Source organism: Metabacillus malikii (assembly GCF_030813355.1).
Taxonomy (GTDB): domain Bacteria; phylum Bacillota; class Bacilli; order Bacillales; family Bacillaceae; genus Metabacillus; species Metabacillus malikii.
The window spans coordinates 20486-35936 of the sequence record NZ_JAUSUD010000012.1 but is presented as its reverse complement, the minus strand read 5'-3'; the positions used below and the strand labels follow the sequence as shown (position 1 = coordinate 35936).

Below are 15451 nucleotides of genomic sequence, written 5' to 3'. Positions count from 1 at the left end.
AACAGCCTATTTTTTATCAAACACGATACGGTAAGCGGCGTGATCCCGCGTACGTTCCGCATCTTTTTTATCTAATTGCATACTTTCATCTTACATCTATTAGTACGAATTATGAAGGTAGAAAGTTTCAAATCAGTAAGAAAACTTGAATAGTTTTGTCCTATCATCTAAAATCACATATATCTGCAAAAAAGTGCTGGTGTTACATACTAACGACGCTGTAGAAAACTTTATACGTTCTTATTTATACTAGAAAAGATTGATAGGTGATGATTTTGTCAGTAAAACGGAATGATCCATGTCCATGTGGGAGTGGAAAAAAATATAAGAAATGTTGTATGAAAAAAGAAGCAATTGTACAAATTCAAGAAATTAAGGAAGAACGATTTTTTCAAACGAAACAAACGCTTGTTTTAACGTTAAAGGACTTCTTCAATAAACAATTATCTCCAACAGAGTATTATCAATTACAATCAGAGTTTAAAAAACGGACTAATTATCGCATTGAGGAAACACTTGCAAGAGGTCTATTTCAATATTGGCTTTATTTCTTCCATCGCTTTGAAAACGGACTGCGTGGTATAGAGTGGTTTGTGAACGATACAGATGCAAAGCTTTCAGAAGATGAAAGACAGCTGGCAGAGACATGGAAATCATTGGCACCACAAATGGTCCAGGCGGTTAACAAAAATGAGAACATCATTACATTTAAGAATGTATTTTCTAATGAAACTTATGATGTTGCGAATATAAAAGACAATGTTCCTTATTTTGCACCGTGGTATGGCACGATAACGTTGTTAGAGCCTTTCCAAGATTTATACTATTTTAATGGAGTAAGAAGCTTCGAGGATCCACTTAGCTTCGATCGTGCTGTGAAAAAGGTTCAACAATTGGCTGAAGAAACGAAAAAACCTGTAGAAGATATTCTGATAGATTACTATCCTGAGGTTTTAGTGGCACTTGTACATGATGACAATGTTGAGCGCAATAAGGAAAGAGAGATTTCTGAATACATACTTCAGTTTAATCTCGATGACCAGGAGCCTGTGTTTGAATTTCTTAAGCAGCAACCTTTTGAAATTGATGTGTGGGAAGAAAAGAATAAACAAATTAGTTGGGCTGATACGTGGTACCAATATTCAGATAATCAATTGACAGAGCCGATCTTTTTAGCAGAAGTGTACGGGAAAATTTTCATTGAGAATAACCGCTTGAAATTTAATAGCTTATCTGAGGAACGTGTGGCAGAGTTTAAAGAAATGATGAAGCAACTTCCAATCACTCTGGATGATGAAACGACACATACGTTCAAAGTGCCATTCCAAGCAGAGATTCGCGATGTCATGGTAACTCTTGATAAAGATACACCGAAATATTTCTCATTATATGCGCAAAATGACCAACGCTTTGAATTCGACCGTCCGTTACGTCAATTTGATGGGCTCTCGATTAAAGAGTTGATTGAGTCAGGACGTATGGCAGATGCCGATAATCAACTAAAGCAGCTTGAATACAATATGTATATTCAAGTACAAAGACAATATGGCACCGTGGACATCACGGCAGATTATAATTCAATCCGTACTGAGCTTGGGTTACCGCTATCACCGTTTGTAACAGGTGGTGTGGAAAGAACATCTTCGTTAGCGGTTATTACGAAGAACCCAACGGCAGCAGTCGCTACTGGAGACATCGAAACATTAGAGCAATTAGGATTCACACCAGAAACGGCAAGCGCCTTTTACACGGATGATGTCTTGAGCTTCTACAAAGAAAAAACCGACGGAAAATCAGAAGGAACCGTTCGCAAATATCGCAGCAGCTTAGCTGACTTAAGAGCAATACTCGAACAACGGAGAATTGTGAGCTGGGACGAATGCAACGACGCATTTTGGACAGAAGTCATCGACAAAGACTTCCCAACCCTACACGAGCAGCTAACGAAAACAGCTATAAAAGACTTTACAAGTACTGTCAAAGCATTTGTAAAATGGCTCGAGAAACAAGGGAAACTTGTGGAAATGGTTTGATAGACGGGACTTTTGATGGAGGACTTTGATAGGGGACTGTCCCGCGCTGTGTTAACGCATTAAAGGTTTGATAGGGGACTGTCCCGCGCTGTGTTAACGTATTAAAGTAATGGGGGACTGTCCCCAAAAGTACTCATCACCCCTTCCCATCATCAACGCAAACTCTCATTCTACAGTAAATGATGGGTTTGCGTTTTTTTAATTAGGGACTTCTAGTTGGCGACTCTAGTTGGGGACTGTCCCCCACTCAGTTACCACATTAAAGCATTGCGGGACTGTCCCTCACCTTATCACCGCGTTAATGTGCCGGGGGACTGTCCCCAAAAATAAAGGAGGCGTTCAAATGAGGAGTATCTTGTACATAGAGGATGATATTGAAATTGGTAAGTGGGTCAAGGGAGAGTTAGAGGCAAAAGGATACGAAGTCGATTGGTTCACATCAGGACTAGAGCTGCCTAACCCGCTTAACAACTTTGACATCGCGATATTAGACGTCATGCTCCCCGGATTAGACGGCTTTTCCTTAGGGAGACGCTTGAAAAAATCACAGCCTAACGCTCCGATTATAATGCTATCAGCACGTTCATCCCTTGAGGATAAGCTTGAAGGCTTAGAGTTTGCAGATGATTATATGACAAAACCGTTCCATCCAGAGGAGCTTGCAAAGCGTATTGAAATTTTATTAAGAAGAACCAATCAAACATCAACAGACAAAAAACAACTTAAACACTTAGAAGTTGATTTTAAAAGCCACACAATCATCAATACGACAACAGGTGAAGAAATTATTTTAACCGGGAAGCAATACCAGATTTTTCATTATTTCCTGCGTCATCTCAACCAAATCCTCACGAAGGAACAACTTTATGAAGGTGTTTGGGAGGAACCTTATATCGAGGGTGACAAAACATTAATGGTTCATATTCGCTTTCTTCGTGAAAAGCTTGAACTAAACCCTTCAAAACCAGAAATCATTGAGACAATCCGAGGTATCGGTTATCGGGTGAAAGCATGAGATTAGTTAAATCGCTACAATTTAAATATTTACTAATTATTTTTGCTGCCTTGCTATTTCTCCCACTCTCGATTCCAATCGTATCTGGTTTAGTATCACTTCCTTTTCTGGCTCTTGAAAACGACAATCGCTCTGCTTCCTATCAAGGGTTTGAGCAACTCACGACTAGCTGGCATCGCGAGGCAGAAAAACTAGGAACGGCAACAGAAGCTGAAATCCGCGAAACGTTAGATGAGTTACATAAAAAGAAATACCCTGGCTCACAAATCTTCTGGGTAGACAAAGAAGGAAATACGAAAGACCGCTTTTCCTACACAGAAAACCTCCCAGACAAATGGACACCATCCTACACGGTGAAATATATGAAGGAACATCACGATGCTAACCCCTTTACTGTTGTCGCATTCCTAGGCAACGATATAGCAAATGGATTTATGGTCATTGAGGTTGACCGTTCATTAGTCCAATCAACAGTCTCCAAACTGACAGAAAAATTCGGCTTTCTTTATTTTTACGTGATATTAATTACGCTTATCCTATTTATTATCTTTTCATGGCTCTTTTTTCGAAACATCCATAAACGACTGTTACGTCTCTCAAATGCAATGGAAAACAAAAGTGAACTCGGTATACCAGAAACTGTCGCTATCTCAAAAATGGATGAAATCGGTCAGCTTGAGAATAGCTTTAACCAAATGATTACTGAATTAGAACAAAGCCGCCTCCGCGAGCAAAACGAAGAAACATTAAGGAAGGATTTAATCGCAAACCTTTCGCATGACTTACGAACACCATTAACAACAATTCGTGCCCAATTATCACTTGTTAAAGCAGAAGTGACAACTGCAAAAGGCACCGATGCTTTAGAAGCGATTGACCAGAAAATAGACTTTATAAGCAAACTCATTGATAACCTTTTTTCATATACGTTGCTATCAGCGAAAAAATATCCCTACAATCCAGAGAAGACAGAAATGAACCGCTTCTTCCGTACGCTAGCAGCTAACTGGTATCCTGTTTTTGAAGAAAAAGGTTTTGAAATCGATATTTCCATACAATCCGAACCAGTACTTTGGGAAATTGACCAACAATGGATGGAACGAATCATTGAAAACCTGCTCCAAAATGTACTACGTCATGCATCAGATGGGAAATATATTGGACTTTTTTTAACAGATAATCGTCTGACCATTCAAGATAAAGGAACTGGATTTAAAGAAACAAGCGAGCAGCAAGGTGCTCGAATCGGTTTGACAATTGTTGAAGTGATGATTAACGAAATGAGCCTAAAATGGTCAATTGACACAGGTGAGACTGGTACATCGATTACTATTTATCAATAAACTCCTCATGAACAGTGCAGGAGTTATTTTTTTTGAAAAATTTGAGCCAAAAACCTTGTTTCATTGTCTAATAGAATGAATGTCATATTTTGAAAGAGGTGGAGAACATCAATAAGCTCGTTAAAAAGGCAAAAAAGGGTGATAGTAAAGCCTTTTTAAAGCTATATCAACAATACGAACAAGATATATACCGAATGGCCTTTGTATATGTCAAAAACAAAGACGATGCATTAGATGTCGTTCAAGAGGTTGCCTATCGTTCGTTTAAAAGCATCGGTTCGCTGCAAAAAACTGAATACTTAAAAACATGGCTTCTCAAAATTACGATTCGTTGTGCGATTGATTGTTTAAACAAAACAAATAAAATCGTACCTTTAAAACCTGAAAATGAACCAATTTTTCTAAGTGACGATCAGCACATACCTCTCTCATTGTCACTTCAAGAACTTATAGAAAAGCTTAGCCCTGACGAAAAAAGCATCGTTCTCTTAAAATATTACGAGGACTATACTTTTTCAGAGATTGCAGAAATATTACACATACCTTTAGGAACGGCAAAGTCAATTTTATATCGAGCCTTACAAAAGCTTCGCAAGCACGCCAAGGAGGTTGATATGTATGAATGAAGATATAAAGCATGAGCTCAAAAAAATTGATATTCCTCCTGAACTCCACTTTCGTGCAGCTCAAGGGGCAAAACAAGCAAGTTCCGAGCGCCCAAAACGAGTTCAAAAACGGGCTATTATTTCACTTATCGCCTCGGTTCTATTCGTTTTTTCTGCAACAGTTACTGGAGCAATTTCTCCTAGTTTTAATAACTTGATCGCAACGATTAGTCCTGAGCTAGCAGATTTGCTTCAGCCGATTCAGAAGACAAGTATCGACAACGGCATAAAAATGGAAGTTATCGCTGCAATGAGTGATGATGAGATGTCAGTTATATATCTATCTATGGAAGACCTTGATGAAAACCGTATTGATGAGACGATAGATATATATGATTACTTTTTATCTATAGGAAGAATGTTTAATTGTCAGCTTATTTCGTTTGATAAGCAGCAAAAAAAGGCATTTTTCAGGCTTCAAGCAAATGGGAACAAACAGCTACATGACAAAAAGATTCATCTAAGTGTTACCTCTATGCTTAGTCATAAACATACATTTGAACAAGTCGAAATTGACTTGTTGGACCAAATGAACAAGCAACCGAATACAATTTTACTAGACAGAATGCATTCCTCAGGTGGCGGTGGAGGGCAACGTGATTCACTGTTTTCAGAGGAACAAGCGGAAATCCTATATCCTGGTGAGCTGGCAATTAAACTACCAAAAATTGATTTTCTAACAATCACCAACATCGGTATTATTGACGATAAGCTACATGTTCAAGTGAAATGGCGGGAAAACAATGTTGATGACCATGGTCGCCTGTATTTAACAAATGATAATGGAAAAATACAATATGCATCCACTGTATCGTTCGGGGTAGATAATAAGGGCGATCTAACTTACGGTAGTAATTATATAGAATATATATTTGACCTACAGCGAATTGATTTGGGTGACTTCCAGTTAAAGGGTGATTTTGTATCAAACGGGCTCTACATGGAAGGGAATTGGGAAACAACCTTTAGGCTTGAATCAAATCTTGAAGAAAAAACTGTGGCTCTACAAGAAGACTTTGGCGATTGGACCGCAACGAATCTTGCCATCTCACCACTAGGAATCACGATAAACGGCACAGGCCAATATGAAGATGACACTTCACTAACTGTAAAAGCTATAATGACTGACGGCACTGTCATTCACTTTAACTCAATTATGAACAGCGCAGACAAAGAGGAAGTAATTATAAAGCTATTACCAGCCTATCCACTAGACATATCAGAGATAAAAACAGTCACAATAAATGAGCTAGAAATACCACTTTAGTGGGGACATTTAGTTGGGGACTGTCCCTCATTCTGTTACCACATTAAAGCATTGAGGGACTGTCCCTCGCTCTATTACCACATTAAAGCACTGCGGGACTGTCCCTCGCTCTATTACCACATTAAAGCACTGCGGGACTGTCCCCCACTCTTCTACAACGTTAAAGCACTGCGGGACTGTCCCCCACTCTTCTTTTAAACAAAATTTAAACTAAACCCCACCTCCCTTTTAACCTCTCTCGCCTATCATAGAGTTGAGGTGATGAACATGAATGAAATATTAATTAAAACTACAGATTTAACGAAGACGTTTAAAGGTATTCCTGTTGTTAATAAGGTGAACCTTTCGATTAACAAGGGTGAAATTTACGGTTTTCTTGGGCCAAATGGTGCTGGGAAAACTACGACAATCCGGATGTTGCTCGGGCTGGCAAAACCATGTAGTGGCTCAATTGAACTTTTCGGTGAGGACGTCAAAGGCAACCATTTACAAGCTCTCAAGAAAATCGGTTCGCTGGTCGAATCCCCATCCTATTACGGTCACTTAACTGCACGGGAGAACTTAGAGGCAATCCGTAAAATTCTCCAAGTGCCTAAATCTAGAATTGACGAAGTACTGGAAATTGTCCGTTTAACTAAAGATGCAGATCGAGCTGTCAAAGGCTACTCACTCGGGATGAAGCAACGTCTTGGTATCGCGTCTGCTATTTTAGGAAACCCTGAACTCCTCATCTTAGATGAACCAACAAACGGACTCGATCCTTCTGGCATCCATGAAATCCGTGATTTAATTAAAAGAATGCCTAAAGATTATGGAATTACAATCCTCATCTCAAGCCATTTACTCAGTGAAATCGATCAAATGGCTACGAAGGTCGGAATTATTTCAAAAGGTGAACTGATTTTCCAAAACTCTATTGAGGAGCTACGTAATAAAGCTCGAGCAAAAATTTCGATAAAAGTGAAGGATTCCATAAAAGCCAAAACTTTGCTACGCACACTTGGATATGTTGTGGAACATGTAGACGGGTATTTAATAGGAGAAAACGTATCAGAAGAGCAAGTTGCAACAATCATTTCCCACTTAGTACATCAAGGTCATGCCATTTATCGTGTAGAAGAAAAACGAAAATCATTGGAAAGCATCTTCCTTGACCTGACAAATGAAGGAGGAATGAACAATGTTGGCAGCACTGCATGCTGATTTTTTAAAAATTAAGCGCAAATGGTTCTGGCTCCTTGTCTTCTTAGGTCCGTTTGGCGTAATCGCCTTGCAAATGGTCAATTACGGAGTACGTTATGACTATTTAGTGCAAGGCAGTACTGATGTTTGGCAAGACCTGCTTATGAATGTAAATGGGTTCGTTACACTTGCCCTTTTACTCGGGATTTCAATTTTAGCATCGCAAATCGCTTCAATTGAACACCAGCAAAATTCGTGGAAGCACCTGTTAAGCTTGCCAATTAAGCGTCGCGTCGTGTTTTCATCAAAATTTTTTATCCTATTATTCATGCTATTTCTTTCTTGTATTCTCTTATTTATCGGAACGATTTTACTCGGCATTGGGCTTGGGTTCAGTCCGTCCTCAATGCCACTTTTCGATATTTTTAAAAATAGTTTCTATCCATTATTAGCTGGTTTACCTATTTTAGCTTTGCAAACATGGCTATCGATTACAATTGACAACCAGGCGATTCCGTTAACGATAGGGATATTCGGAACAATTGCACCTAATTTTGCACGGAACATCCCTGAGTGGTTCATTTGGAAATGGCCCACATTAACTGGGGATAACGAGCCGATGTGGTATGTCATTGCCGGACTTATGCTAGGTGCTGTTATCCTTCTTATCGGAGTGATAGATTTTGAAAAAAGGGATGTGAAATAATAATGCTGTGGCGTTTAATACAATCTGACTTTTTAAAAATGCGTAAAACGTATATATGGCTTTTACTATTTGTCAGCCCTGTCCTTGCGTTTGCTGGCGGATATTTGACAGAACAAGTTGAAGGTGTACCAAATGAATGGATTGTCCCTTTAGTCATGATGACACCTATTCATACGATACTATTTCTGCCTCTCATCATCGGGGTGTTTACAAGCTTCCTCTGCCGCTTTGAACATAAAAATGGCGGTTGGAAGCAATTATTAAGTCTGCCCGTGAAAAGAACAAATGTGTACTTATCAAAATTCATTTTGACGATGATGCTAATTGCTGTAAACCAAGGTCTAGTATTAGTAGCGTGGTTGGCAGTCGGGTTTTTGAAAGGCTTTGAGGATCCGATTCCGTATGATATCATGCTTCGAAGCTTTGTTGGAGGCTGGATTTCAACATTACCCCTAGCAGCTATCATGCTGTTTATTTCCATGGCTTGGTCAAGCTTTGCTGCACCATTAGCATTTAATGTTATTTTCACAGTCCCGAACATTCTCGTTGCAAATTCAGAAACGTTTGCTCCCTACTACCCATGGGTTCAACCATTTTTAACAATGATCCCAAGAGACGGAACTGGGCCTTGGGGCGGATTCTTCCTCTCCTTTGAATCAATCGCCTACGCCATCATCGGCGGCTTCATCCTCTTCTTCGCAAGCGGACTCGTTTACATCAATAAAAAAGCCGTTTAGTGGGAGACGTAGCGGGGACAGTCCCCCGTTACTTTAAAGCGTTGAGGGACTGTCCCCCACTGCGTTAAAGCGCTGGGGGACTGTCCCCGCACTTGTTGCCCACACACATTTACCTACTCCTGCCATTTTTATGTGACCTTTATCCCACATAAATTCTATCCATATCAAAAAAAATAAAAAAATGCGAAACTTTCTCCTATTTAACTCGTATTAGTTGTTGTGAGATGATAGTGTAAAGGAATAAAGTTGAGGTGGGTACATGAGTTTTTTTAGTCGATTGTTTGGGAAGAAGGAGTCTGCTTCGAAGCCCGTTGAGGAGCGGAATGTGTTTAACCTTCAACTTGATGACATTGTCACGTATGATTTAGAGGATTATAAAGTTGTTGGGAAAATCAGCTATAATGACCATGGCTTTAAATGGTACGCCTATCAGCTTGAAGGGGTATCAAAAACGATTTGGTTAAGCGTTGAAATGGATGATGAGCTCTATCTTGGCATCTATGAAAAAGCAAAGCTGAAGCTTGATGAGCCAATTCCGAAGAAGATTCGTCATGAAGGGATTACGTATTATCTTGATGAATCAGGTCAAGCTAGAGTGAATGGAATTGGGCGTAATCAAAACATTAACGGGATGATTTGTGAGTATTATGACTATTGTGATGAAGAAGAAGAAAAATATCTCTCTGTTGAAAAATGGGGAAGCGAAATTGAAGTAAGCACTGGCTATGATATTGAACAATATGAATTAAAAATAATTGCAAGTAAATAGGAGGAATTTTTAATGTTTAAATTTTTCAAACGAGTAAAAACTGTTGTCGATTCTGAGTTAAATGCCCTTTTAGACAAAGCAGAAGATCCAGTAAAAATGCTAGAGCAATTCATGCGCGATATGGAATCAGATATTCGTGATGCAGAAAGTGCAGTCGCAAAACAAATTGCCAATGAAAAAATGCTGCAAAAGAAATATGAAGATGCACAAAAAATGGTTGATAAGCGTGATGAGCAAGCACTTAAAGCCGTTGAAGCTGGTAACGATGACCTAGCTCGTCGTGCACTAGAAGATAAAAAGCTACACAGTCAAACTGCTGAAACATTAAAAGAGTCTTACGAGCGTGCGAAACTAGATTCTGCAGCTGTTCGTAAAAAACTTGATGAAATGAAAGCTGAATACTACCAAATGAAGCTGAAAAAAGATTCATTAAAAGCTCGTGCTGAGTCTGCAAAAGCTCGTACAAAAATGAACCGTACTCTTTCTGGTATCGGTACAGATGATTCAAAACGCGGCTTTGAGCGCATGGAAGAAAAAGTCCTTCAATTTGAAGCGGAAGCAGAAACAAGTGAAGATATACGCTCTTCAAACCGAAGCCTTGATGATGAATTCGAAACTTTAGATAAAACAAGTGCTGTAGATGATGAACTAGCTGCATTAAAACGTAAATTAGGTAAAGAGTAAGCACTATAAAAAGAACGGGCAGTAACACGACTCAATCGTTACTGCCCACTTTTTGAAAACTATCAAATTCCTAAGCTCGTTATTGAATCAGGGGGAATAAATAGTACCCCCCTCGCATTCATTAAATAAGAATCCTAATTACATATGTCCAAAATGAAAGAGGGTGAGTCAATGAGAAAGCCACTTCTTTTTGTCATGCTGTCAGTTCTACTCCTATTAGCTGCATGTGGAAGTAATGCTCAAGGTTCAACAGGCGGGTCATTTTTCAAAGATGGCATTATTGAATTTATTGAATCGAACTATATTTTGCAAGATATTGTTACGAGCCAACAAAGCTCAACTGACATTGCTGAGATTTACTTAGCTGAAAACAAATCAGTGGATGAAGTTGTCAGTGAATTACAAAGCCACGAAACTCCGAAAGAAGTCAGTGAAAAAAAGGATAATAAACAAGTCCTAATTTATAACGACTCATTTATCACAATTACACCTGATGAAAACAATTCTTCAGACACACTTGTTGAAATTGCAACATATGGATTTGTTCGTGATAACTATCAGCCAAACTTTTTTAACGGCTTGTTCGCACTTTGGATTTTAGATGAAGTCCTTGATGTGGATGATTGGGGCAAAAAACGCCAAAGTAAGTGCGGATACAACAATGAGGATTGTTATGGTGGCTACAGTTCATCTGGTGGATATTACAAAAAATCAACTGGATCTTCGTCATCAGTAAGAGGAAGCACCTCAACTGTCCGTGGTGGTGGCCCTGGAACCGGTAAGTAAGTACTATAAAAATTCAATAAAGAAAGGATGAAAAAGATGGAGCCATTCGTTTTAACCGCTCTTTATTTTGTAATCGCAATTGCAATCGTTTTAGTTGGACTCATTATTTTTGAATTTATGACAAGGAAATACAAAGACTGGGATGAGGTTCTAAACGGGAATCATGCTGTTTCTCTATCAATTGGAGGAAAAATCGTTGCGATTTGTATTATTCTCGCATTCTCAATTTACCATAGTGCAAGTGTGCTAGATACATTGATTTGGGGATTATTCGGTATCTTCCTGCAAATGATTGCCTATCTTCTTTTCGAACTATTTACACGAAAGTTCTCAGTTGAAGAGCAATTGAAAAAAGGAAATATCTCAGTCGGAATTATTAGTATGTGTGTATCCATTGGCCTTGCCTTTGTCATTGGTGCATCCATTACGTAATGCAAGGAGACGACGTCTACGTGAGTAATAAAATCAATCAAAGCAAAGCCATCTATTGGGCTTCGGGAATCGTTTCGGTGTGCGGAATTATTTTCGAAGTTCTCTTCGGTGCAGCTGGTTCTTATTTACTTGGTGATGGTGTGAAACAATACACCCTCACCATTTCTCTTTTTCTAACAGGAATGGGGATTGGTGCATCGATAAGTGAACGGGTTACAAAGCATTTAATTTTATCGTTTGTTTGGATTGAATATTTAATCGGTATTATCGCGGGTTTCTCTACTTTCCTTCTCTTTGGTGTTTCTGCCTTTTTAGGAGATGGAATGAACTCTCTCTTCCTCTACACCGTTACATTAGTTGTCGGTGCTTTGACAGGTGTTGAATTGCCAATCTTAATTCGAAAAGCGAACGAGATTGGTGTTACCGTCCAAAAAAGTACAGCGAGAGTGCTATTTTCAGATTATGCAGGCGGTCTAATCGGAGGTATTTTATTCGTCTACTTACTGCGCCCTGAATTTGGCCTCGTAAAAACAGCGTTTATCGTTGCGTTAATAAATGTGACGATTGCCCTTTGGATTCTTATCTATTTTAAAAAGGAAATCCTTACTTTCAAGCGCCATTTCTCAGCGGGAATTGTCATCTTTCTGTTACTGGTTGTCGGTATTTTCATCGGAGAAGAAACGGCGTTTACTTTTGAGCAAAAGCTTTATCGCGACCCGATTATTTATACAGAGCAAACCGAATATCAGCAAATTATTTTAACGAAGGAACAAGGTGACGTGCGCTTATTTCTTGATGGGCAGCTGCAGTTTAGTTCATCTGATGAATATCGTTACCATGAAACACTCGTACATCCAGCAATGGCAACCGCTCAGAAAAAGGAGAATATTCTGATCCTAGGCGGTGGTGACGGTCTTGCATTACGTGAGCTTCAAAAATATGATGAAGTGAAGTCAATGACATTAGTTGACCTTGATCCTGAAGTTGTTGAGCTCGGAAAAACACATCGTGATTTAGTCAAATTGAACGAGGGCGCCTATGAGGATGAACGTGTCAAGGTTGTCAATGATGATGCGTTTCAATTTGTTAAGCATTCTAAACAGTTTTATGATGTAATTCTTGTTGACTTGCCTGACCCGAATAATGAATCCTTAAGTAAGCTTTATACACTCGAATTTTATCAGCTGCTCCGCAATCATTTAATACCTGGCGGGTCATTAATGATTCAAGCAACAAGCCCAACCTTTGCAACAGAGGTATATTGGTCAATCGACAAAACCGTACAAGCTGCAGACCTAAACACAGCTAATCTTCATGTCGATGTCCCAAGCTTTGGAGACTGGGGCTTTGTGTTGGCAAAACGGGAGCCGGTACAACTCGATACGGCTACATTAGATGTTGAAACACGCTATTTAACTGACGATGTCTTAGCAGGCTTGAGAACATTTGGGAAAGACATCGACAAAGACATAACCGATGAAAAAGGTAATAAAATTCCGATTGAAGTCAATACATTGACACGCCCAACAATCATTGAAAAATACGAAAAAGCGTGGAGAAGTTATTAATTAGGGGGACTTATCCCCCTTCCCTCTCCCAATTCCCACAGTATACTTCTACCAGTCCATTCAAATGAATACAATAGATTAAAAGCCGAAAAATCCTCATAAAAATGAAAAATTAGTTATATCATTAAAAATGCTTGTATAATATTTTCGTAGAGGGACTCTACTTCATGTCGGAGATTTTTTTGAAAAGGCCCTTTTCTAAAGGATTGTGGCTTTTTGCACTAATCTTATTAAGGGTTTGTTGGAGCGGAAGTGCGAGACTCCTGCGGGATGCGTGGGAGGGGTGAGACCCCGCAGGCGTTTACGCTGAGGAGGCTCACCACCCACCCCGCGGAAAGCGAGTACTGTAGCGGAGACAAACCCTAAACGACAACTCAGTTAAAAGGAACAATGTTTACGAAAATAGCCTTTGAAAATCGCAAATCCGGCTCGTGTAATAAAACTATATGGAACATTTGCGCAATCATTGGTACTATTTTAATGGACAAATCAACTAATCTCTAATCAACATTGCATATAGATTTGAAGCTACTAAGGAGGATTTTAGATATGAATTTAATTGAAGTGAAACCGGTCAAGTTTAGTTTTTTTGAAAAGCAACCTGCTTCATCAATGTCTCAAGCCTTCGTCTATACGAATGAGGATAATCATTTTCTCGTCGTCAAAAATGGTGATCGGATTACACGGAGTGATTTACGTGCAGGGAAATATAACAAAATGTATATCGTCAACATGTCGACCTTAAATTTTCAATACGAAAATGAAGTTCCATCACAAGACCGTGGTCGTAAATTTTTCGTCGACTTATCAATTGATTACAAAGTCGTCGATCCTATTTCATTGATACAGCAAAACGCCGGTGAAATTGTCACATACATTCAGAAAAAGCTGCCGTATTGGTTAGAAGAAATTACGAGTGATTATCCAGTTTCTGAGGCAAAACGGGTCAAGCGTCACATTGAAGATTTACATGAGCACTCATCAATGGTAGCCGGGTTAAAGCAGGTTGGTGTTGCTGTGACAGATATTAATGTTCTTGTAAAACAAAGCTCACATGATCAGCTACATGATTTAGAATTTGTGAAAATTGACCAGGAACATGAGCTTGAACAGCATCGTCGTGAGAAACAACTCATGAAAGCTCGCTCTCTTGCAAAAGAAATTCAAGAGTCGATACAAAAAGGAGATTTACTAACTGCCTTGCTAATTGCAGAAAATAACGAGGATGCCCGTGATATTGTGAAAAGACAATTACAGCATGAAGAAAGCTTCCGTTTTGAAGTCCAAGACCAAATTCGTAGGTTATTACTCGACCCTAATGTAAATGAGGACGTTGCAAGAGAACAAATCTCAAAAATACGAGCATATTTTCCACATGACCCGGTACCAGAACATCGACCTTCAACAGCTAGAATAGAAGATGATGACGTACGGAGCATCTATCAAATGACAAAAGGAGAGTAGGTGAACTGTGGAAACCATTATCAATCAGTTATTTTGGCTTTGGGTCCCACTATCATTCCTGCCGATATGGCTCAGAATTGGATTCATCACGTTTATTATCGTCATCATTCTAAGACCAGTCGTCATCAGACTGCTCCCACGGATTATCGAATGGGGAAGCCTATTATTACAAAAGGTAGTCGAGCTCCTTTCTTATCCAATGATGAGACTAGCTCATCGCCAGCTAATGAAGCAGCGACATGGCGGTAATTATGCGATTCCGAGATGGATCGATATGCTAGAGGATAGTGTTGCATTTCTCTTACTATCTTTCGAAAAACTAGCACAACTTACAAAAAAGCGGAAACGAAATAAATACTCATTTCGAAAGACATTTAGGCTTACTGCTCTTATTTTAGCGATTATTTTACCATTAGCAATTATCAATAACCCGACGACATCTTATTCTAAAACGTGGCATCAATTCGAACAGTGGGTAACAGTTGATAAGCTGAAAAAAGAATTAGGCTTTGATGTAAAGCAGCTTCAAGGCAAAGTTCAAACATCTTTAAAACAAGACGAGCGTCCAAAGTTAACGTTAAAAGAACAATATGATGAGGGCGGGAACATTCGTGAAACCCCTTCTCTTAATGGGAAAATTGTTGATAGTTTAAAAATTGGTGAGACGATTACCTTTCTAGAAGAGGAAGAAACAGATAACAAAGGCATTACATGGTTAAAAGTTGAAACAGAGAATGGGAAAAAGGGCTGGATATCTTCTAAAATTGTTAATGAGTCATAATCTTACCGGAAGAAGGAAC

At 39.1% G+C, this 15451-nt stretch carries 15 protein-coding genes; all 15 read left to right on the top strand.

The genetic code is table 11. From position 1 onward, the window contains the following. Window positions 1-275 precede the first annotated feature (275 nt). Window positions 276-2033 (top strand): SEC-C metal-binding domain-containing protein, encoded by a 1758-nt coding sequence (locus J2S19_RS12595; protein WP_307342299.1) that lies wholly within the window; start codon window positions 276-278, stop codon window positions 2031-2033. Between the two features lie 343 nt (window positions 2034-2376). After that, window positions 2377-3048 carry a response regulator transcription factor gene (locus J2S19_RS12590; protein ID WP_307342296.1) on the top strand — a complete coding sequence of 224 codons (672 nt, stop codon included), beginning with the start codon at window positions 2377-2379 and terminating at the stop codon, window positions 3046-3048. Then, the gene (locus tag J2S19_RS12585; RefSeq protein WP_307342293.1) at window positions 3045-4391 is read left to right on the top strand and encodes a HAMP domain-containing sensor histidine kinase; all 1347 of its coding nucleotides are present in this window, start codon (window positions 3045-3047) and stop codon (window positions 4389-4391) included. The genes J2S19_RS12590 and J2S19_RS12585 overlap by 4 nt, the downstream gene beginning before the upstream one ends. 98 nt (window positions 4392-4489) lie before the next feature. Continuing rightward, window positions 4490-5017, top strand: a complete 528-nt coding sequence (locus tag J2S19_RS12580; RefSeq protein ID WP_307342550.1) for an RNA polymerase sigma factor — start codon at window positions 4490-4492, stop codon at window positions 5015-5017. Continuing rightward, window positions 5010-6323, top strand: a complete 1314-nt coding sequence (locus tag J2S19_RS12575; protein WP_307342290.1) for a DUF4179 domain-containing protein — start codon at window positions 5010-5012, stop codon at window positions 6321-6323. The genes J2S19_RS12580 and J2S19_RS12575 overlap by 8 nt, the downstream gene beginning before the upstream one ends. A gap of 267 nt (window positions 6324-6590) precedes the next feature. Further along, complete coding sequence (locus tag J2S19_RS12570) at window positions 6591-7526, top strand: ABC transporter ATP-binding protein (RefSeq protein WP_307342287.1); 936 nt, start codon at window positions 6591-6593, stop codon at window positions 7524-7526. Next, entirely contained in the window at window positions 7504-8211 is a 708-nt protein-coding gene (locus J2S19_RS12565) for an ABC transporter permease (RefSeq protein ID WP_307342284.1), read from the top strand. The genes J2S19_RS12570 and J2S19_RS12565 overlap by 23 nt, the downstream gene beginning before the upstream one ends. A gap of 2 nt (window positions 8212-8213) precedes the next feature. Beyond that, the gene (locus J2S19_RS12560; RefSeq protein ID WP_307342281.1) at window positions 8214-8948 is read left to right on the top strand and encodes an ABC transporter permease; all 735 of its coding nucleotides are present in this window, start codon (window positions 8214-8216) and stop codon (window positions 8946-8948) included. Window positions 8949-9207: 259 nt separating this feature from the next. Then, on the top strand, window positions 9208-9717 hold the full coding sequence (locus J2S19_RS12555) for a DUF4178 domain-containing protein (protein WP_307342278.1): 510 nt from the start codon (window positions 9208-9210) through the stop codon (window positions 9715-9717). 12 nt (window positions 9718-9729) lie between these two features. Further along, window positions 9730-10401 carry a PspA/IM30 family protein gene (locus J2S19_RS12550; protein WP_307342275.1) on the top strand — a complete coding sequence of 224 codons (672 nt, stop codon included), beginning with the start codon at window positions 9730-9732 and terminating at the stop codon, window positions 10399-10401. Window positions 10402-10572: 171 nt separating this feature from the next. After that, entirely contained in the window at window positions 10573-11187 is a 615-nt protein-coding gene (locus J2S19_RS12545; RefSeq protein ID WP_307342272.1) for a DUF4247 domain-containing protein, read from the top strand. Between the two features lie 36 nt (window positions 11188-11223). Next, window positions 11224-11619 (top strand): DUF350 domain-containing protein, encoded by a 396-nt coding sequence (locus J2S19_RS12540; RefSeq protein WP_307342269.1) that lies wholly within the window; start codon window positions 11224-11226, stop codon window positions 11617-11619. A gap of 20 nt (window positions 11620-11639) precedes the next feature. Beyond that, window positions 11640-13187 carry a polyamine aminopropyltransferase gene (locus J2S19_RS12535; protein WP_307342266.1) on the top strand — a complete coding sequence of 516 codons (1548 nt, stop codon included), beginning with the start codon at window positions 11640-11642 and terminating at the stop codon, window positions 13185-13187. Between the two features lie 549 nt (window positions 13188-13736). Continuing rightward, entirely contained in the window at window positions 13737-14651 is a 915-nt protein-coding gene (locus J2S19_RS12530; RefSeq protein WP_307342263.1) for a hypothetical protein, read from the top strand. 7 nt (window positions 14652-14658) lie between these two features. Beyond that, window positions 14659-15432, top strand: a complete 774-nt coding sequence (locus tag J2S19_RS12525) for an SH3 domain-containing protein (protein WP_307342259.1) — start codon at window positions 14659-14661, stop codon at window positions 15430-15432. The last annotated feature ends 19 nt before the right edge of the window (window positions 15433-15451 follow it).